The organism is Kushneria sp. EE4, assembly GCF_977968315.1.
Genome location: NZ_OZ386212.1, coordinates 2,395,166 through 2,414,584 on the forward strand (window position 1 = coordinate 2,395,166; position 19,419 = coordinate 2,414,584).

Below are 19,419 nucleotides of genomic sequence, written 5' to 3' on the forward strand. Positions count from 1 at the left end.
TGCCGTTCTGCCAAAGGAAACTCACTGTATCACAGCTTCTGGCTCCCTTTTGTCGACCGTCAGGCCCCGAGCGACGGCCATTTATGCGCTGGCGCGGGGGCCGGGTCCGATCAAGAGGGCGCTGATTTCACAAACACGCTGAGCCCATCGATGTACCGGCAGCGCCTTGCTGTCGGCACGCCCCTGCCTGCGGAAATACGGTATGCTGCCTTGCGCCTCGTCTACCGTGACGATGCCTTTCCACTCCATTCGATAGCCTGAAGCCATGGATGCCGTCTTTCTCGTACTGATTCTGCTGCTGGTGGCCTCTGCCACCGGTGTCGCTGCCCGTTTTCTGCCGGCACTGCCCACCCCCCTGGTGCAGATCGCCTTTGGGGCGCTGCTGGCCCTGCCGGGCATCGATCTGAACGTGGAGCTTGAACCCGAGCTCTTTTTGCTGGTGTTTATCGCCCCGCTGCTCTTTGCCGATGCCAGACGTTTCCCCCAGCGTGAGTTCATGGTGCTTCGCGGGCCGATACTGGCGCTGGCGCTGGGCCTGGTGCTCTTTACCGTGCTGGGCGTGGGCACCTTCATCAACTGGCTGTTGCCGGCGCTGCCGCTGCCGGTGTGCTTTGCGCTTGCTGCCATTCTCTCCCCCACCGATGCCGTGGCCGTATCGGCCATCTCGGGTCGACTACCGGTGCCGCCGCGTTTGATGCGCATTCTGGAAGGCGAGTCATTGATGAACGATGCCTCAGGCCTGGTGGCCTTCAAGTTTGCCGTGGCCGCGGCCCTGACCGGCACCTTCTCGGTGGTGGATGCCACGCTTGGCTTTTTCATCATCTCGATTGGCGGGCTGTTGGTGGGGGCAGCGGTCGCGTTTTTGTTCAACGTGATCCGCACGCGCCTGATCGAGCGCCATCTGGGCGAAGGCTCGACCATCCAGATTCTGCTGTTGCTGCTGCTGTTGCCCTTTGCCGCCTACCTGCTGGCCGAGCACTTTGGCATGTCCGGGGTGCTGGCCGCGGTGGCGGCCGGCATGGTCATCAACCGCACGGATCTAAAGCGCGAAAGCCAGATCAACATGCGCATGCAGACCAAAAGCGTCTGGGAGATGCTGGAATTTACCCTCAACGCGCTGGTCTTTTTGCTGCTGGGCTTTCAACTGCCGGATATTGTCGGCGGGGCGCTGGATCACTCGCTGCATGACGTGGGCGACTACGAGTTCCTGCGGCTTCTGGGCTATGTGGCCGTTATCTCGACCGCGCTGTTATTGTCCCGGTTTGTCTGGGTATTGAGTGCCACCTGGCTTCAGCGCCTTTTTTCAAAAGAGCGCCGGGCCGCCATCTCGATGCGCGTCATGCTGGCGGCAACGCTTGCCGGCATTCGCGGCACCATTACGCTTGCCGCCGCGCTGTCGCTGCCGCAGCTGATGAATGACGGCACACCCTTCCCGGCCCGCGAGCTTTTGATCTTTCTGGCCACCGGCGTGATCATGTTCACCCTGATTACCGGCAGCATCGGGCTGCCGCTGGTGCTGAAAAATCTTGATCTGCCCCGAGACACCCACGAGTTTGAGGAGGAGCGTCGCGCCCGGATTGCCGCCGCCGAGGCCGCCATTCGATGCATCGAGGACTTTCACCATCAGCGCGCGGGAACCTTTACCCACGAGCACCACAGTGAAGAGTTCATCATTGCCTTCAACGACATCAGCTCTCAGCTGATGACGTGGTATCGCCAGCGCCTGGAGCTGGGGGACAACACCATCCCCACACCGAGACTCGAAGCCATTCGCGCGCTGGAACGGGAAACCCGCGTGGAAGCGCTGCGCGCCGAGCGTCGGGAGTACTACCGCCTGCGCGGCAAGCACCACATCAACGATGACGTGCTGCGCAAGCTGGTGCGGGAGGTGGATCTGGCCGAAACCGCGCTGACCGGTGACACCGGCCATGCCCATCACTGAGCGCTGATTGACCTGCCGCCCGAACGAGGCGGCGTGTCATGCACAAAGGCATCCACATCGTCGAGCACCGGCCCCAGCCAGCGCAGCGGCCAGGCCAGTGCTGCGATCAGTGTCACGTGACTGGTGCGATCGGCGTACGCTTCGGTGACCGCCACCCCGTGTGTGCGCAGCGCTTGCGCCATGCCGGCGGTATTGCGAATCGGATTCACCGTGGTGTCGCGATGCGAGGCCATCAAAAGCGCCGGTGGCGAGCGATCGCTGACATGCTCGATGGGCTGGGTATCGCTTGAGGTGTTCGGCCAGTCAAAGACGGGACGGGCATCCTCGTTGGTAATCGGCAGAAAATCGTAGGGCCCGGCAAGGCCGATCCAGCCGGCCAGAATATCGGGTGACAGCGACTGCGCGGCCAGAAAGCGCGAATCCAGCGCCACCATGGCGGCGTTATAGGCCCCGGCGCTGTGGCCCATGACGAAAAGCCGCTGCGGATCGCCGCCATAACGATCGATATGGTGATAAGCCCAGGCCAGCGCCTGCGCCGTGTCCTCGACAAAGCCCGGATAGCGCACCTGCGGATAGAGCCGGTAGTCGGCCACGACCGTCACGATTCCGCGCGAGGCCAGCGCTCGACCGACAAAGCGGTAATCTTCCCGCGCCCCTTCCCGCCAGGTACCGCCGTAGAAAAACACCACCACCGGCGCCTGGCCCTCGGCATCCTTTGGCTGATAGATATCCAGGCGCTGACGCGGTCGCTCCCCGTAGGCGATCGCCTCAAAGCGCTGTGCATGGCCGCCGGGTGTCAGCGTATTGATGACATCCACGCCCGAACAGCCCACCAGTACCGGCAGCAATAGCAGCATCAGCCACCATCGCCCCCACTGTCGATATTGACCCTGTGATGTCAAAATTCTCTGGCCACCTCATAAAAGCGCTGTAGCGTCGGCATGGAGGCCGGACGGGTCCGCCGGGACACCACGACAAACAGCGGCAGATTGAGCAAAAGCCCCCAGAAGCCGGCATGCACGCCCAGCGGATTGGGCCAGATGACGGTCAGGGCAAACGTCACCGCAAACCCTGCCAGAAGCCCCGCCATCACGCCGCTGCGGGTGGCCCCGAACCAGAAGAACATGCCGATAAACGCCGGCAGCACCTGGGCGGCAAAGCCCAGACCGACCAGCAAAATCATTACCAGATTGCCAGGCTCGCTGATCGCCAGCACTGCCACCAGTGCCAGCACGGGAAAGAGCATCCAGCGTGCCAGCCGCGCGGTGAAAGCATCATCAAGACGCAGCGCCGGCTGCACGACATCACGCGTGATCGACAGCGCCACCGAGTGGATAAAGGGCTCGCACGAAGACATCGCCGCCGCCAGCGTGCCTGCGCCCAGAAGCCCGGTCAGCCACACCGGCATGGTCTGCATCGCCATTTCAAGCGCCACCGTATCGTCGCGTGACAGGGTCGGCAGCGTAAAAATGCCGATAAAGCCGACCACCACCATGGGCAGAATGACCACGTAATAGGTCGGCAGCCAGGTCGCGCTGCGGCGGATCGTCTCGCGTGAGCGCGCGCTCATCCACTGCGTCCAGACCGGCGGCAGAAAGGAGAGCATCGACACGATGATCGACGTGGTCCAGAAGGCAAAACTCATGTTGCCGCTGGCCCCCGGCAGGGTCATGAACTCGGGGCGTTCGGCGGCCAGACGCTCGAAGAGCGCATCGGTCGTCCAGCCGCCCGTAAAGTCATGCACCGCCCAGATGCCCACCAGCCAGGACACGAACAGCATGAGCCCGCCCTGAAAGGCGTTGGTCATGCCGATCGCCCGCTGACCGCTGATATAGAGATAGGTCCCCATCACGCCCAGCACCAGCAGCACGCCGGCCCAGACCGGGATGAGACCGCCGCTCATGACGCCCAGAATGTAGGCCGCCCCCATGGTCTGCAATACGGCGTAAGCCAGCGTACCGATGGCCATGACCAGCGCCGACAGGGCGCCCAGCGCCGTGCTCTCGAAGCGGTCGCGAATGGCACTGCCCTGAGTCACATGGCCAAAACGCGCGCCCAGCGTCCACACCTTCGGGCCGAAATACCAGGCCGCCACGGCCAGATAGGAGAGATAGATCACGACATAAAAGACCGCCACACCGCGCGAGAAGGCCCAGCCCGGCGCGCCCATGAAGGTGTAGGCGCTGACGCTGCCGGCGCCGATCAGCAGATAAAGCACCAGGCCGTTCATGCTGCGCCCGGCCACGCCCCACTGCTCGAGCGCCGTCATGGCATGACCGCGCCGAGCGCGGATGCCAAGCCACAGCGCCAGTGCTATATAGAGAAGGGTCAACCCCAGGGGCGTCATGCCTGTCATGGCTCCCGAAGCTCCTCCGAGGGCTGATAATGGGCAGACCGGCGTTCGCCGTGCCCGCCTGACAGCAGCCGGTTGGCCAGCGCCATCAGCGCGACACTGGCGAACACGATGACATAGCTCCACAGCGCCATCAGCGGCAGTCCGGCGACCACCACGGGTCGGTTGAAAAGCATGATGACCGGCCAGCAGCCGGCAGCCAGCAACAGCGCGAAGGCGGCCAGCAGCCAGCGCGCGCGACGACTGCGGGGCATGATGACCCGACGACGCAACTTTTCGGCGCCCGGGCCGATATCATTGTCAGCCATATCCTGTCCTGATGTGACGCCCCTTGATGCGGGCAGTGTCAAGCGTAAAAGAGGCGAAGGATAACAGTGTGATGCGACAGCATGTAACAATCATCACTTTGATCACATCTTTACCCTCACACCAGGGTATGCTTGCACCCTATAACCATTATGTGCCGATGTTTTCATTCGTACCGACGCCCTCCCGGGACAGGTAGCATGATCAACGCGACAGGAGTTTCCATGCGACACGCATTCAGGCCAACGCTCACCACGCTGGCACTGGCCACCCTGATGGCAGGATGCGCCAGTTCCGGGTCTTCATCCTCGAATTATTACGCCACGGCGCTGACCAACATCAGCGGCGCGAAGGTCAATCTGACCGGCAATCGTCTTGACGCCTGGGTGGGCTGCAACCACTTGAGCGCCAACGCCCGACAGGACGCTGCCACGCTGGAGGTCGGCGAGATCGCCTCGAGCGCCATGGCCTGCCAGCCTTCGGATGACCGCCGCGAACAGGTGCTTGCCGAATTTCTCAAGCGCGGGCCCAAGCTCGACAAGACCGGCGACATGTGGCTTCTGCGCGACAACGTTCACGCCGTGGTCGTTCACACCAATACCGACCCGCAGCTGACACACGCAAGCTTTGGCCCGAATCCGGCCGGGCGTAGCCCTGATGCCAGCGACAGCGAAAGCGCCCTGGCCATGGATCGCGCCATCGAGCGTGAAACCCGTGAACAGGCGACGGCCCGGCCGGCAAGCCGTGCGCAGGCACAGCCGGCCGCCGTCACCCCTGCTGCCTCGGCGCCGGTCCAGACGGCGGCTGCGGCCCCGACGCCGGCACCGCAACAGCCTGCGCCCGAGCCGGTCGCCGAGCACCCGAAACTTCAGTTCTACAGCCAGGTGGATGCCGGCGCGCCGATCACCCACGCCCGATCACGGGCCGTGGCACAGGCGCCGACAAGCGCACCGATCAATACCGCCGCCGAGCGCACGCCCATCGGTCTGGACAGCCAGATCCATACCGGCGACACGGTGGCCCCGGCACCGGTGCGCACGATGGCTCAGGCGCCTGCCGTCGAGCCGATCAACACCGCCGCCGAACGTGCGCCCATCGGTCTGGACAGTCAGATTCGTACCGGTGACACGGTGGCCCCGGCACCGGTTCGTACCGTGGCTCAGGCCCCTGCCGTCACGCCGATCAACACCGCCGCTGAACGCGCCCCGATCGGTCTGGGTGATGAGATCCGTACCGGTGACACACTCGCGCCGGCACCGGTTCGCACCGTCGCTCAGGCGCCGACTGTCGAGCCGATCAACACCGCCTCCGAGCGCGCCCCGATCGGTCTGGGTGATGAGATCCGTACCGGCGACGTCGTCGCGACTGCCGTACCGGCCTCAGCCCGACAGACCCCGGTACAGGTAGAGCAGCAGGCACCGGCGCAGATCGTCCAGAGCCGCCCGGCCCCGCGTGGCGCAACCACCACGGCCCTGCCTGCGCGCGACGCCGTTCAGGCCACCCGCCTGTCGCAGGAAGAAACACAGGTATTTGCCCAGCAGTCACCGCGTCTGGATCTGTGGCAGCAGATGGGTGCCGACAGCTGGCAGCTGGCGCCCCAGCACACGCCGCAGGAAAGCGCGCCCTGGCAGCCGGCCGTTGAAACCTCGCGTCACGCCTGGTTTGCCAGCCTGCTCAAGGGCGACACCACGGACAACCTGCCTGACATGACCGTCACGGCCCCGCGTGAAATACGCTCCTATGCGGTCCGTGAAAGCAATCAGTGGGTGTTGTACTCGGGGGAACCGATCGACCAGTCGCAGGAGAAGGTCCTGTCCGACGAGCAGCATCAGAAAAAGGCCGCGCCCGAGCTGACCGACCGCGACGCCGTCAGCGACAAGAGCGTCATCACGACCTCGCGTCTGGATGAAAGCGCGCTGGAGCGTGGCGTTCGTGCCACCACCTCGCGTGCCCTGACCTGGCTGAGCACGCGCTTTCAGGCCTGATCGCCATATCTGATCTGCTTCTCGACATCCGGCCGACAGTCTCTACACTGTCGGCCGGTCTTGTTTTATCGCGACCACTTCCCTTATCGGCACCCCGCTTGTCTGCATGACGTTGATCAGCGCACTACCCAAGGCTTGACCCATGACCACCGATTTCATCTGCCCCTGCTGCAGCGGAAACCATTACGACCACTGTTGCGGCCCGCTTCACCGGGGAGAGCAGACTGCCGCCACGCCCGAAGCCCTCATGCGCTCGCGCTACAGCGCCTTTGCCATGGGCGGGCTGGGCGAGTATCTGTTCAACACCTGGGCGGACAACGCGCCGGGGTGCCCGCCACAGGACGCTCCCATGCTCAACGTGCGCACCGTGGACTGGCAGCGCCTTGAGATCGTTCAGACACGTACCCACGGCGCTCAGGGCATGGTGGAGTTTCGGGCGTGGTATCTGGAGGACGGCGCCGAGCAAATTCTTCACGAGCGCTCGCATTTTCGACGCAGCGCCGGGCGCTGGCGCTATGTCGACGGCGTCATCGACCCGCCTGCCATGGCCCGCGCCGGGCGCAACGACCCCTGCCCCTGTGGCAGCGGCAAAAAGTACAAGAAGTGCTGTGCCGGCCAATAAAGGCTGGTAAATGCCTCCATTGTTTCCCAGACTTCAGGGTTCACCCTGACAATCCGGAGTTGGCTTGGACCATCCCAGCGGCAATACCCAGCGTCTTGTGACCATTGCTGCCCGATGCGGCTACACCGCCAAGGGCATGATCTACATCACCATCGGCTGGCTGTCGATGATGGCCGTACTGGGCATGGGCGGGCGCAACGGGGGCTCCTCGGAAGCCGTCAGAGAGCTGGCCACTCAACCCTTTGGCAGCGTTCTTATTACCCTGCTGGCGATCGGGCTGTTCGGCTATACCGCCTGGCGTCTGGTACAAGCCATCATTGATGCCGAAAGAAAGGGGCGTGACTGGAAGGGCATTCTGACCCGGCTGGGCTATGCGCTCAGCGGCCTGATCTATGCCGGCATCGCCATCAACTGCATCGAGCTTTTGATCGATGGCGGCGGCAGCAGCTCCAGCGATACCAGCAGCCAGACCCGGACCGTCATGGCCCATCCGGGCGGGATCGTTGCGATCTTTCTGGTCGGGCTCGGCTTTCTGGGCGTGGGCCTGCGCCAGATCTGGCGCGGCTGGCACCACAGCTATGAAAAGAACTGGCATTTAAACAAGATGAGCCGCACACAGCGCCTCATCGCCGCCAACGTCTCACGCATCGGTCTGACCGCGCGCGGCATCGTCTTCATGATCGTGGCGCTTTTTTTGTGTCTGTCGGCCATCAACACCAACCCCGACGATGCCCGCGGGCTGGGGGGCGCGCTGGGCGCCGTCGCCGAACAGCCTTTCGGCCCCTGGCTTCTGGGGCTGGTGGCCCTGGGGTTGATTGCCTACGGCGGTTACTGCCTGGTCAACGCCCGCTTTCGTGACGTGAACGCCTGAAGCGCGGATCGACAGAGGCCGGCCGCAACCGGGCGCTAGAGGCCCTGAAAGACCTCCGCAACCAGTCGGACGTTGAGCACCAGAATCAGCACGGCGATGGTCCAGGTCAGCGTCTTGATCTTCCAGCCGATGGCCATCTCCCCCATCCAGTCGCGTCGCGAGACAAAGCGGATCAGCGGGATGATGGCAAACGGCAGCTGCAGCGACAGCACCACCTGACTGAGGATCAAAAGCCTTCCCACGCTCTGATCGCCATAGACCTGGGTGACATACAGCACCGGCACGATCGCAAGCCCCCGGGTGATCAGGCGTCGGACCCAGGCCTTCATGCGAAGGCGTAAAAACCCCTCCATCACGATCTGACCGGCAAGCGTTGCCGTCACGGTTGAATTGAGTCCGGAAGCCAGAAGCGCCACGCCAAACAGCGTGGCGGCGATACCGGCGCCCAGCAGCGGACTCAAAAGGCCATAGGCCTCCTCGATCTCCACCACCGTCTGCCCGGCGCTGTGAAAGACCGCCGCGGCCAGAATCAGGATGCCGGCATTGACGAACAGCGCCAACGACAGGGAGATCGTACTGTCGAGGGTGGCAAAGCGCAGCGCCTCGCGCTTGCCGCGGGTGTTTTGCTCAAAGTCTCGCGTTTTGACCAGCGCCGAGTGCAGATACAGGTTATGCGGCATGACCGTGGCCCCGATGATGCCGATGGCGATATAGAGCATCTGCGGGTTGGTCACAATCGCTGGGTCGGGGCTCAAAAAGCCGTCGGCAATGCCGGCAAGGGAAGGCTGAGCCAGTGCCAGCTCCACCACGAAGCAGGCGAAAATCATCGCCATCAGCGACATGACAAAGGCTTCCAGCCAGCGAAATCCGCGGCGCATCAGCATCAGCAGCACCACCGTATCCACGATGGTGATCGCCGCGCCCCAGGCCAGCGGAATACCGAACAGCAGCTTGAGCGCCACGGCGGTACCGATGACCTCGGCCAGATCGGTGGCAATGATGGCCAGCTCACACAGCGCCCAGAGCGCCACGTTGACCGGCCTTGAGTAGTGCTCACGACAGCTCTGCGCCAGATCGCGCCCGCTGGCAATCCCCAGCCGCGCGCACAGCGACTGCAAAAGCACCGCCATCAGGTTGGAAAGCAGGATCACGCATAAAAGCGTGTAGCCAAAGCGCGACCCGCCCTCCAGCGAGGTCGCCCAGTTGCCCGGATCGATATAGCCCACCGAGACCATGGCTCCCGGCCCGAGAAAGGCCAGAAAGCGTCGAAAGGCACTACCGCCGCGGGGGACGCTGACGCTGCCGGGTACAATATCGGTGCCCACCGGCGAGCGCGGTCGTCTGGATGTCGTGCTCATGAGGAACCTTCGTTGAAGCAAACCTTAAGAACACTAGGGTAATACAATTATACCGAGGTTAAAAAGAGCCAATCAGGTCATTCCGCCAGACAGGGCCTGGCAAGACTCGCGGCTCAATGACGCGTTCGTTTCAGCGTCTCGATCCAGGCCGACAGGCGTGCAAAATGACTGCCCTGCCAATAGACATGGCAGCATTTGCTGCATTTGTAGAAATCGTCGTAGTACTGCAGGGTGCGTGCCTCCAGACGATGGGCCACCGAGGCCTTGTCCACCTTCATCAGGGAGGCGTTGCAGCGCGCACACCTCCTGAACGCGGCGATCTCATCGTGCAGCCCAAAACGCTGGCAGACCTCGTCAACCTGTTGGGTGGGGTCGGTGTCGCGCACGAAATAGCCGTGCACGATCTGGCGGCGATATAAAAGGCGTCGGTCGCGGGTGAGCAGGATGCGATGCTGAGCCGCCGAGGTGTCCGCCAGCTCTTCATCGGTAAAATCGTTGCGCCAGCACACGTCAAAGCCCAAAAGGCGCAGATAGCGCGCCAGCCGGCCCAGATGCACGTCCAGCACAAAGCGTGCCGGGCGCGTTCGCGGCGGCTGCAGGGCGTGTTCGGCCACGCCCGTGGCCGGCGCCGGCCAGGCGCGGATCAAACAGTCATCATTGTCCAGCGGCTCGATCAGCGTCTCGAACGCCGCCGGATGATCGTTGAGGGTCAGCGCCGCCACTTCCGTGTGCGGCACACCGAAAGACTCCACCAGATCCTTGAGTGACGTGCGCCTTGGCGTGCGTTGCGTGGCCGGTTGCCCGCGCCCGGAAGGCGGCAGGAAATCGTCGAGGCAGCCGTGAAAAAATACCTGTACACCCATGGCCATGGAACCCGACGTTCAAGAGATTGAACGCCCAAGTGTGGTGGCCGGCAGCACAAATGTCACAGGGTCGAACAGTCTTTATGACGGTCTTGTTGTAACACTTCGTTTTACAGGCATGCATGCCGACAGAAAACGTAGCGCCACACCGGTTGAGGTAACACGCCGTCAATGTCCGTCAACGTAGCGCTCGCGCAGATGGCGTCGATAGTACTCGGGGTCGAGCGCCTCGCCGGTGGCGCGCTGTATCAGCTCGGACGTCTCCATGAGACTGCCCTGCTGCCAGACGTGGGATTTCAACCACTCAAGCAGCAGGCCCGGGTCGCCGTCGGCAATGCGCGCGTCAAGCTGCGGTTCGGCGCGTCGCGCGGCCGCCATCAGCTGAGCGGCCAGCATGGCGCCCAGGCTATAGGTGGGGAAATAGCCAAACGAGCCATCGGTCCAGTGGATATCCTGCAGACAGCCGTCACGGTAGTTGCCGCGGGTATCCAGCCCCAGAAGGCGCTGCATGCCCTCGTCCCAGCGCTCGGGAATGTCTTCGACCTCGATCTCGCCTTCAATCAGGGCGCGCTCGATATCAAAGCGCAGGAGAATATGGGCCGGGTAGCTCACCTCATCGGCATCGACCCGGATCAGACCCGGCTCAACCTGCTGGGCCAGATGAATCAGATTCTCCACTTCAAACGCCGGCTGGTCACCAAGGGTCTCCACCAGCCACGGCTGCAGCGTGCGAATAAAGGGCGCACTGCGCCCGAGCTGCATCTCGAGACTGAGACTCTGGGATTCATGCACGGCCATCGAGCGGGCGCGTCCGGCCGGCTGCGCGTGCCACGCCAGCGGCAGGTTCTGTTCGTAGCGGGCGTGGCCGGTCTCGTGAATGATGCCCATCAGCGCCGTCAGGCACTCATCACTGCGATAGCGGGTGGTCAGCCGTACGTCATCCGGCACGCCGCCGCAGAAGGGATGCAGACTCACATCAAGCCGGCCATGGTCGAAATCAAACCCCAGCCACGCCATGACGCGCTCACCAAGGCGGCGCTGATCGTCTTCACCAAAGGGCCCCTGGGGCATGACGGGCTCGCGGCCGCGCTGACACTCGACGGCCTCGCTCAAAAGCCCCGGCAGCCACTGACGCATATCGTCGAAAATGGTCTCCAGCGCCTTGAGCGTGAGTCCCGGCTCGAACTTCTGCAACAGCGCCTCGTAGCGGCCACAGCCCAGCGCCTCGGCGCGAATGCGGGCCTCCTCGCGGGACAGGCGCACCACCTCCCGGAAAGTGGGCAGAAAGCCCTGCCAGTCATTGTTGGGTCGACAGGTACGCCAGACGCTTTCACAGCGGGCACCGGCCAGCGACTGCGCCTCGACCAGTTCGGCCGGCATGACGGTGGCGTCTCGCACCTCGCGTCGCATTTCCCGCAGATTGGCCTGCTGCTCGGGCTCAAGCGTTGACGGGTCAATGTCATCCAGCAGCCGGCGGACCTCGGGCGAGGTCAGCGTGTCATGCATTAACACGCTCAGCTCCGCCATGGCCTCGGCGCGAGCCTCACTGCCGCCCTCGGGCATCATGGTGAGCTGATCCCAGCCGGCCATGGCGCCCAGATGCGCGTAGCGATGCAGGCGGGTAAAACGCGCCTCGAGCTGCTGATAGGACATACCGGTCATGAAGGGCTCCATCAATGGTCAGGTGTCGGTCGAAATCAGGGAAAAGCCGTCGCGGGGAAAGTGAAGGCGGACCGGGCCGAGCGTGCGACCTTCAAACGTGGCCTCGCGCTCGAGTGTGAGCGTCTCACGACCGACCTGCACCAGCCGACCGTGAACGCTGTCCACGCCATAGTCCGAGGCGTGAATGGCCACTGCCTCGCCAACGGCCACGCCGAGGCTGTCATCATGCTCGCCAGTGAGCGGCTGCCAGTGGTCACAAGCCGTAGCGACATCATGCGCCTGCGCCTCGCTCATCTCACGGCGCCGGCCATGGCCGAAGGCCTGCAGCCGTGCAAACCAGGCCATCAGGTGGGGATAGCCCGCCAAAAGCCCGCGCACGCCCGGGTTGTTGTTCACATACCAGACCGGGTGGCACAGCGAAAAGTCGGCAAGCGTGGGACTTTCGCCGAGCACAAACGGCTGATGGGCCAGCTGCGCCTCGAGCGTGTCAAGCGTTGGCCCCCAGACGGCGCGGGAGAACGAGTCATCGGGGCGCGAAATGCTGCCGCCGCTGAACAGCTCGGCACGATCTGACTGAAAGCGTGCCAGAGCGTCTTCACCGAGCTGCTCAGCAAGCGCGGCGCGCCCTTCGGGGCGAAAATGGATCGGAATGGCGGCCAGAAAGAGACGATCGCCCAGCTCTTCCAGCGCCCGCACGCTTGCCGCCTGCGAGGGTGGCGAAAGCGTCGAAGCCTCCGACAGATGCTCGATGACGCGTCCGATCAGCGCGGTATCACAGTAGATGTCACGCCCCAGCTGCAGCGCCGGCGTCTTGCGATAGCCCCCGGTCAGCGCCGTGAAATGGGGCTTGGGCATGACCCGGGGAATGCGCACCGAGCCCCATTCGAAATCGCAATAGCCCAGCAGCAGGCGAATCTTTTCGGAAAACGGCGAAGCGTCAAAATGGTGAAGCAGAGGAAGCGTCATGGGGAGATATCCTGTCGAAGCCGCGTTCGTACTGGCAGCCGACCGGAACGGTCGGCTGCCATCGGCCGGATTAGAGCGTGGCAAACGCCGCCACATCAAAGGATTCGGCCGGGTCGTGCTGTTCACGCCAGGTCACCAGCTCGGCAATCGAGACCATGGGGTAGTCGCGCTCGCGGGCGAAGGCTTCCAGTGCCTCGCCGCGCATCATGGTGCCGTCATCGTTCATCAGCTCGCAGAGCACACCGGTCGCGCCATGGCCCGACAGACGCACCAGATCGATCGTCGCCTCGGTATGACCGCGACGCTCAATCACGCCGCCGTCGCGAGCGCGCAGGGGGAAGATGTGGCCGGGACGGACCAGATCATCGGCCCGGGCGTCGTCGGCGACCGCGGCACGTACAGTGACGGTACGGTCATACGCGCTGACGCCGGTGGTAACGCCCTCTCTGGCTTCGACGGTGACGGTAAAGCCGGTCGAGTAGGGGCTTTCGTTGTTGACCACCATCGGCGGCAGCTCCAGCCGGTCGGCGTGCTCGCCGGTCAGGCACAGGCACACGATGCCGCTGCCAAAGCGAATCATCTGCGCCATCTGACGCTCGTCAAGCGTGGTGGCAGCAAAGATCAGATCGCCTTCGTTTTCGCGGTCGGGATCGTCGGTGACCACCACACCGTGGCCACGCGCCAGGCTGTCGAGCGCCAGCCGCACACGCGCCTGCGCGCTGTCAGAGGGGAAACTATCGTTTTCGATATCAAAGGACATGAGACTGCTCCAGGATCGCCTTTCAAAGGCAAGGGACAAGGAACAGGGCAAGACAGGAGTGCTTGTACAACACGTACAGCGACGCCGCGACGCCATGGAGGCAATCGGGCGTCGATCCTCTCCCATCCGGACTATCACCGTCGGCATCGGGGTCTCACCGATTCCTGCGCATCAAACGCTCGCGGGCTTGTTCAATCTCCGGTCAGAGACCGGTTTTGACATCACCGCCGGTGGGGACTTTCACCCCGCCCTGAGGATCCGATTCGCCGTGCGAATCACGCTCAGACTAGCCTGACGCACGGCCATGGGCAATCCCTGAACCCGGGCCCGGGTAACAAAAGATCGTATTGGCGCAGCCGCCCATATCCGTCAGGCTGACGGTCTTATCGAAAACAAGGAGAAGGTGCATGTCCCGCTGGCTTCAACAGTTCTCGCGCTCGCTGTGTACCGGTCTTTTGATGGCCGGCGTCGGCGCCGGCAGTGCCATGGCCGCCGAGGGCGATGCCCCCGCCGTGGTGGCGCAGACGCCCGGTTTTTCCGACCTGGTCGATGACGATGCCGACATTCAGCGGCTTTATGATGGTGGCAAGTGGAGCGAAGGCCCGCTGGCGCTGCCGGATGGCAGCGTGATCTGGAGCGATATCAAAAACAATCGCGTGATGATCTGGCGCGAGGGGGAAGAGGTTCGCGAGTGGCTCAGACCGGCCCAGTTCCACAACGGCCATGCGCTGGACCATGAAGGGCGGGTCGTGGCCGCCTCGCACGGCAAGCGGGCAGTGGAAAGACAAAACGAGGATGGTCAGTGGGACGTACTGGTTGACCTGGACGGTGAGAACAAGCTCAACAGCCCCAACGACCTGGTCGTGGACGCCCGCGGGCGCATCTGGTTTACCGACCCGACCTTTGGCATCGATGAGCCCGAGGAGGGCTACGGCGGGCGCTCGGTCACCGGCGGCGAATATGTCTATCGCTTCGACCCGAACAGCAATGAGCTGACGCGGCTGTCCACGCCGGCGGTCAGGACCCCCAACGGGCTGGCCTTCTCACCCGGCGAGGGGACGCTCTATATTGCCGACTCGGAACTCGGCCACGACCGGGACGATGACAGCCTCAACCACCATATCGTCGCCTACGACGTCAGTGATGACGATACGCTGTCCAACGAGCGGGTGTTTGCCGAGGTCTCGCCGGGCGTACCCGATGGCATCAAGGTCGATGAAGCGGGCAACGTCTGGACCAGCAGCGACAGCGGCCTGCAGGTGTTCAGCCCCGAGGGTGAGCGACTCGGCCGAGTCGACCTGCCCGAGCGCACCGCCAATCTGGCCTTTGCCGAGCATGACGGTCAGCACTATCTCTTTGTGACCGCCACCAGCAGCCTCTATCGCGTGCCGGTCAATATTGGCGAGGCCGACTCACGACGCGACTGACTCGTCCGTTCGCGCCCGCACACCGGCCGCCGACAGGGTCGGTGTACGGGCCGCATTCTCCCCTTCCCCGCTCGGCGCCGTTTCGATCGTCCCCATCAACGCCTGCCCGACCTGCGTTTCCAGCGTATCCAGCCAGGCGTAGCGCTTGCGATACATGCTGCGCTTTTTGGAGGCGATCACCTCCACGGGCCGGCGGCGCTGAGCAGCGGGCAGCACGATCCAGCCCGGAGAGGCCGCCTCGCCGCCGTGCTCGATGATCAGCGCGTCCAGATCAAAACCGCGCTGGCGCGCGCCGTTGGGACGGGCGCGATAGACATGGTGGTCATTGTCCACACACCAGATGTTCTCCATGCCCAGGGTGCGGGCGAGCATCTGCGTGAGCTCGACCATCAGCGACTGCGGACGCAGACCGAAATGATCACGCGTGAACTGTCGGTTCCAGTCCGACTGCTGACGCGAGCCCTGCACGGTGCCCAGACACAGCGCCGGACGCCCCTGCTCGTCGCGCATAAACGAAAGCGCTGCACTGTAGAGACGCTTTTTGGGCGGCCGGATGATCATCAGCATCATCTCGCCTTCCTTGTCGTGCGCGCCGCGATAGCCCAGATGGATGCCGGCCGTTTCACCACCCACCACGCACTCTCCCAGCCACACGCCCGGGCGCTGCGTAATACGGGCGCTGATTTCCTCACCGAGCAGGTGTCTTTGCAGCTGGTAGTGCAACAGCAGATGGCGCAGTCGCTCGATGTGGCCGTAGCGAATCGAGATATAGGGTCGAAACGGCTTGTTGAGCAGGTTGGCGCGATTGTTCACTGCCCTTTCAAGCAGCGGATTGAGCGACACGCCCATCAGCAGGGAGCGATGCACGCTTCGATGCAGCGCGGCGCGCATGAACATCTTGTAGCGCATCTTCCACTCTCGCCGCTTCGGGTAGACGTGGCGAGCGGCATGCCAGGATGAAAGGCGCTCCCAATGACAGGAGGAAGTAACGTGATTCATGGCAGGTAACTCGATACATGGCAGCGGGGCAGACCCACTTGAGCGCCCACCGTCACCAGGGGAAATGTTAAGGCTATCTTAAAGGACCTTTAACTTCGATGGCAAACAGCGTTCGCTATCATCCTCATACCCCTTTGACGATCGATCCACAGCCCCTCCTGCAGGCGCCGTCATGCACACGAACCGCACCGTGTGGCAATGAGTGGATGGGGTCTTCGACGCGCCCATGTTAGGATTGACATCGCCCCGTCGGAATGCTGATGCACCATGACCCAGGAACACGCCCCTCTTAAACGCGGCTGGACCACCGGCTGCTGCGCAACCGCAGCGGCCCGGGCGGCCTATGCAGCACTTTTAAGCGGCGAATTTCCGGATCCGGTCACCATTACGCTTCCCAGGGGGCAAACGCCGGCCTTTGCGCTCGCCGTGCATGAGCGCGGCGACGGCTGGGCCATGGCCGGTGTCATCAAGGACGCCGGCGATGACCCGGACGCCACGCACGGCGTGCTGGTGCGCGCCACGGTTCGACCGCTGAAGGCCGGCTCAGGCCTGGTGTTCAAGGCCGGACCCGGTGTGGGCACGGTGACCCGCCCGGGCCTGCCCATTCTGCCCGGAGAGCCTGCGATCAATCCGGTGCCCCGGCACATGATTCGTCAGGCCCTGGAAGCGGTGGCGCATGAGACACCCGGCCATCACCAGGTGGATCTGGAAGTCACCATCGCCATCGACGAGGGTGAGCGCATCGCGCAGAAAACGCTCAATGGCCGACTGGGCATTGTCGGTGGTCTTTCGATACTGGGCACCACCGGCGTAGTGATCCCCTTTTCCTGCTCGGCGTGGATTCACTCCATTCACCGGGGCATCGACGTCGCCCGCGCCCGCGGCCTGCCTCATGTGGCAGGCTCGACCGGCTCGACGTCGGAGTCGGCGGTACAGGCGCACTATGGCCTGGACGAAAGCGCGCTGATCGAGATGGGGGATTTTGTCGGCGGCATGCTCAAGTATCTGCGAAAGCATCCGGTAGAGCAGGTCACCATTGCCGGTGGCATCGCCAAGATGGCCAAGCTGGGTCAGGGCATGCTGGATGTGCACTCCCGACGCGGCGCCATTGATCTGGAGCGCCTGGCACGCCTGGCACGCGAGGCCGGCGGCGATACGGCGCTGTCTGACCGCATTGCCGGGGCCAACTCGGGTCTTGAGGCCTTTGAGCTTGCCGGTGACGCCGGCATCCGTCTGGGTGATCGACTGGCCGAAAGTGCTTTGGCGCGTGCAGCGCAGGTCATCCGCCACAGCGGTATCGAACTGGATGTCATGGTGTTTGACCGCCAGGGCCTCTGTGTCGGCCAAAGCGCTGCGCGCACCTGCTAGAGCACCGCTGACCGCAGCACGAAAGGCGTATCCCACTGATGTTTGCAGGCGTTCATTGCAAATTTCATCGACGAAAAACGCCCAGAGTTATGAGGTTTGTTTAACAGCGTCTACCCTCCTGACCGACGCTACAAAAAATACCCGGGGCAGACCCGGCTTGACATTCATTCAGCCCGTTTCGTCCCGCGACGTTACCCGGCGACAATGATGGAGAACGACATTGACGCAAGAATCGGAAAATGAAAAGAAGAACAAGGATGAAGAAAGCGACGCCGGTGAGGGGATACCGGCGCCGACGGGTGAATCCAACCTGATCGATACCGACTATGTCATCGGTCAGGACAACTTCCAGGGCCGCATGCTGTTCAATGTGGATCTGCACGGCAAGGTGTTTGGCATCTCGTCGCTGCTGGTGCTGGCGTTTGTGGTACTGACGCTGACCATGCAGGCGCAGATGGAGCCGCTTTTCAACGGCATGCGTGACTGGCTGACCGCCAATCTCTCCTGGTTTTTCATGCTCTCGACCGCCATTTTTGTCGTTCTGGCCATCGGTCTGATTTTCAGTCCGCTGGGCAGGGTCCGACTGGGCGGCGCCGAGGCCAAGCCGGACCATACCTATATCAGCTGGTTTGCGATGCTGTTTGCCGCCGGCATGGGTATCGGGCTGATGTTTTACGGGGTCTCCGAGCCGATCTCGCACTACACGGCAGCGATGGACGGCACCACGATCGAAAACGGCATACGTACCGACGGTGCGCCGCTGGGCGGTGCCGCAGGCGATGAAACCGCGGCACGCCAGCTCGGCATGGCCTCCACCATGCTGCACTGGGGACTTCACCCCTGGGCGATCTATGCCATGGTGGCCCTGTCGCTGGCGCTGTTCTCCTTTAACAAGGGGCTGCCGCTGACCATGCGCTCGATTTTCTATCCGATTCTCGGAGAGCGCGTGTGGGGCTGGCCCGGCCACGTCGTGGATATTCTGGCGGTCTTTTCCACGCTCTTTGGTCTTGCCACCTCGCTGGGTCTGGGGGCACAGCAGGCCGCAGCCGGTCTGAACTATCTGTTTGATATCCCCGATACCGATACCACGCGGGTGCTGCTGATCGTGGCGATCACGGCGGTGACCCTGTGTTCGGTGGCGGCAGGCGTCAATGCCGGACTCAAGCACCTCTCCGAGCTCAACATGGGCCTGGCGTTCGCGCTGTTGCTGTTTATCCTGTTCACCGGCCCGACGCTGGATCTGGTCATCGGGTTTTTCAACAATCTCTGGGCCTACGTGACCTACCTGCCGGCGCTGTCGATGCCGTTCGGGCGTGAAGACGTTGACTACAGCCAGTCCTGGTCGGCGTTTTACTGGGCATGGTGGATCAGCTGGTCGCCGTTTGTGGGCATGTTCATCGCGCGCGTCAGCCGCGGGCGTACCGTGCGCGAATTCCTGATCGCCGTGCTGCTGGTACCCACCATCGTCTGCGTGCTGTGGATGACGGTCTTTGGCGGTGCGGCCATCTTCCAGGTCGATTCCGGCATGCAAGGCATTTCCGAAGCGGCGCTGGAGCTCAAGCTTTTTGTCATGCTGGGCAATCTGCCCTGGTCGACGGTCACCTCCCTGGTCGCCCTGCTGCTGATCATGGTGTTCTTTATTACCTCGGCCGATTCCGGCTCGCTGGTCATTGACACCATCACCGCCGGCGGCAAGATCGATGCGCCGACTTCTCAGCGCCTGTTCTGGGCACTGATCAGCGGAGTGATCGCCATTGCCCTGCTGCTGGGCGGCGGTCTGGGCGCTTTGCAGGCGATGGTCATCTCGACCGGTCTGCCGTTTGCCATCGTGCTATTGATCGGCTGCTTCGGCGTCATCAAGGGGCTGATGTCGGAACCCCGGGCAAAATAATCCTGCCGGGCAGGACAGTACGGCGCCCGGCGTCGTACTGAATTGA

At 63.2% G+C, this 19,419-nt stretch carries 16 protein-coding genes and 1 riboswitch; of the genes, 7 read left to right on the forward strand and 9 right to left on the reverse strand.

Translation table 11 applies throughout. The features are described from left to right. Positions 1–265 precede the first annotated feature (265 nt). A complete protein-coding gene (locus tag ACXMYO_RS10880; RefSeq protein WP_457808721.1) occupies positions 266–1,942 on the forward strand; it encodes a Na+/H+ antiporter in 1,677 nt (558 codons plus the stop codon). Here the strand turns inward: ACXMYO_RS10880 and ACXMYO_RS10885 are convergent. Genes ACXMYO_RS10885 through ACXMYO_RS10895 form a run of 3 tightly spaced genes read right to left on the reverse strand, consistent with a single transcriptional unit; the run spans position 1,936 to position 4,603 of the window. After that, positions 1,936–2,799 carry an alpha/beta hydrolase gene (locus tag ACXMYO_RS10885; protein ID WP_457808722.1) on the reverse strand — a complete coding sequence of 288 codons (864 nt, stop codon included), beginning with the start codon at positions 2,797–2,799 and terminating at the stop codon, positions 1,936–1,938. The two genes, ACXMYO_RS10880 and ACXMYO_RS10885, sit on opposite strands and share 7 nt — an antisense overlap. 41 nt (positions 2,800–2,840) lie before the next feature. Further along, a complete protein-coding gene (locus ACXMYO_RS10890) occupies positions 2,841–4,298 on the reverse strand; it encodes a sodium:solute symporter family protein (RefSeq protein WP_457808723.1) in 1,458 nt (485 codons plus the stop codon). After that, on the reverse strand, positions 4,295–4,603 hold the full coding sequence (locus tag ACXMYO_RS10895) for a hypothetical protein (protein ID WP_457808724.1): 309 nt from the start codon (positions 4,601–4,603) through the stop codon (positions 4,295–4,297). Before ACXMYO_RS10895 ends, ACXMYO_RS10890 begins: the two co-directional genes overlap by 4 nt. A gap of 222 nt (positions 4,604–4,825) precedes the next feature. Here ACXMYO_RS10895 and ACXMYO_RS10900 point away from each other — a divergent pair, with 222 nt between their 5' ends. The 3 genes from ACXMYO_RS10900 to ACXMYO_RS10910 all read left to right on the forward strand — a co-directional run bounded on the left by ACXMYO_RS10900 (position 4,826) and on the right by ACXMYO_RS10910 (position 8,079). Next, entirely contained in the window at positions 4,826–6,586 is a 1,761-nt protein-coding gene (locus ACXMYO_RS10900) for an META domain-containing protein (protein WP_457808725.1), read from the forward strand. A gap of 142 nt (positions 6,587–6,728) precedes the next feature. Then, on the forward strand, positions 6,729–7,208 hold the full coding sequence (locus tag ACXMYO_RS10905; protein ID WP_457808726.1) for a YchJ family protein: 480 nt from the start codon (positions 6,729–6,731) through the stop codon (positions 7,206–7,208). A gap of 64 nt (positions 7,209–7,272) precedes the next feature. Next, the gene (locus ACXMYO_RS10910; protein ID WP_457808727.1) at positions 7,273–8,079 is read left to right on the forward strand and encodes a DUF1206 domain-containing protein; all 807 of its coding nucleotides are present in this window, start codon (positions 7,273–7,275) and stop codon (positions 8,077–8,079) included. A gap of 35 nt (positions 8,080–8,114) precedes the next feature. On the opposite strand, the gene ACXMYO_RS10915 is transcribed toward ACXMYO_RS10910, so the two are convergent. The 5 genes from ACXMYO_RS10915 to ribB all read right to left on the reverse strand — a co-directional run bounded on the left by ACXMYO_RS10915 (position 8,115) and on the right by ribB (position 13,688). Then, the gene (locus tag ACXMYO_RS10915) at positions 8,115–9,437 is read right to left on the reverse strand and encodes an Nramp family divalent metal transporter (protein ID WP_457808728.1); all 1,323 of its coding nucleotides are present in this window, start codon (positions 9,435–9,437) and stop codon (positions 8,115–8,117) included. A gap of 113 nt (positions 9,438–9,550) precedes the next feature. Further along, on the reverse strand, positions 9,551–10,300 hold the full coding sequence (locus ACXMYO_RS10920; RefSeq protein ID WP_438764615.1) for a Mut7-C RNAse domain-containing protein: 750 nt from the start codon (positions 10,298–10,300) through the stop codon (positions 9,551–9,553). 168 nt (positions 10,301–10,468) lie between these two features. Beyond that, positions 10,469–11,962, reverse strand: a complete 1,494-nt coding sequence (locus ACXMYO_RS10925) for a carboxypeptidase M32 (RefSeq protein ID WP_457808729.1) — start codon at positions 11,960–11,962, stop codon at positions 10,469–10,471. A gap of 18 nt (positions 11,963–11,980) precedes the next feature. Continuing rightward, positions 11,981–12,928, reverse strand: coding sequence for a glutathione S-transferase family protein (locus ACXMYO_RS10930; protein WP_457808730.1), 948 nt, complete (start codon positions 12,926–12,928; stop codon positions 11,981–11,983). A 70-nt stretch (positions 12,929–12,998) separates the two neighbouring features. Continuing rightward, on the reverse strand, positions 12,999–13,688 hold the full coding sequence (gene ribB / locus ACXMYO_RS10935) for a 3,4-dihydroxy-2-butanone-4-phosphate synthase (RefSeq protein WP_457808731.1): 690 nt from the start codon (positions 13,686–13,688) through the stop codon (positions 12,999–13,001). A gap of 110 nt (positions 13,689–13,798) precedes the next feature. Next, positions 13,799–13,950: riboswitch (FMN riboswitch) on the reverse strand. A 145-nt stretch (positions 13,951–14,095) separates the two neighbouring features. Between ribB and ACXMYO_RS10940 the strand changes: the two genes are divergently transcribed. After that, on the forward strand, positions 14,096–15,115 hold the full coding sequence (locus ACXMYO_RS10940) for an SMP-30/gluconolactonase/LRE family protein (RefSeq protein WP_457808732.1): 1,020 nt from the start codon (positions 14,096–14,098) through the stop codon (positions 15,113–15,115). On the opposite strand, the gene ACXMYO_RS10945 is transcribed toward ACXMYO_RS10940, so the two are convergent. Next, positions 15,101–16,114: a DUF535 family protein gene (locus ACXMYO_RS10945; protein ID WP_457808733.1), complete on the reverse strand. Its 1,014-nt coding sequence runs from the start codon at positions 16,112–16,114 to the stop codon at positions 15,101–15,103. The two genes, ACXMYO_RS10940 and ACXMYO_RS10945, sit on opposite strands and share 15 nt — an antisense overlap. A 267-nt stretch (positions 16,115–16,381) precedes the next feature. On the opposite strand from ACXMYO_RS10945, the gene ACXMYO_RS10950 reads away from it, so the two are divergent. Next, positions 16,382–17,482: a cobalt-precorrin-5B (C(1))-methyltransferase gene (locus ACXMYO_RS10950; protein ID WP_457808734.1), complete on the forward strand. Its 1,101-nt coding sequence runs from the start codon at positions 16,382–16,384 to the stop codon at positions 17,480–17,482. A 220-nt stretch (positions 17,483–17,702) separates the two neighbouring features. Next, positions 17,703–19,373, forward strand: a complete 1,671-nt coding sequence (locus ACXMYO_RS10955) for a BCCT family transporter (RefSeq protein ID WP_438764630.1) — start codon at positions 17,703–17,705, stop codon at positions 19,371–19,373. Positions 19,374–19,419: the final 46 nt, after the last annotated feature.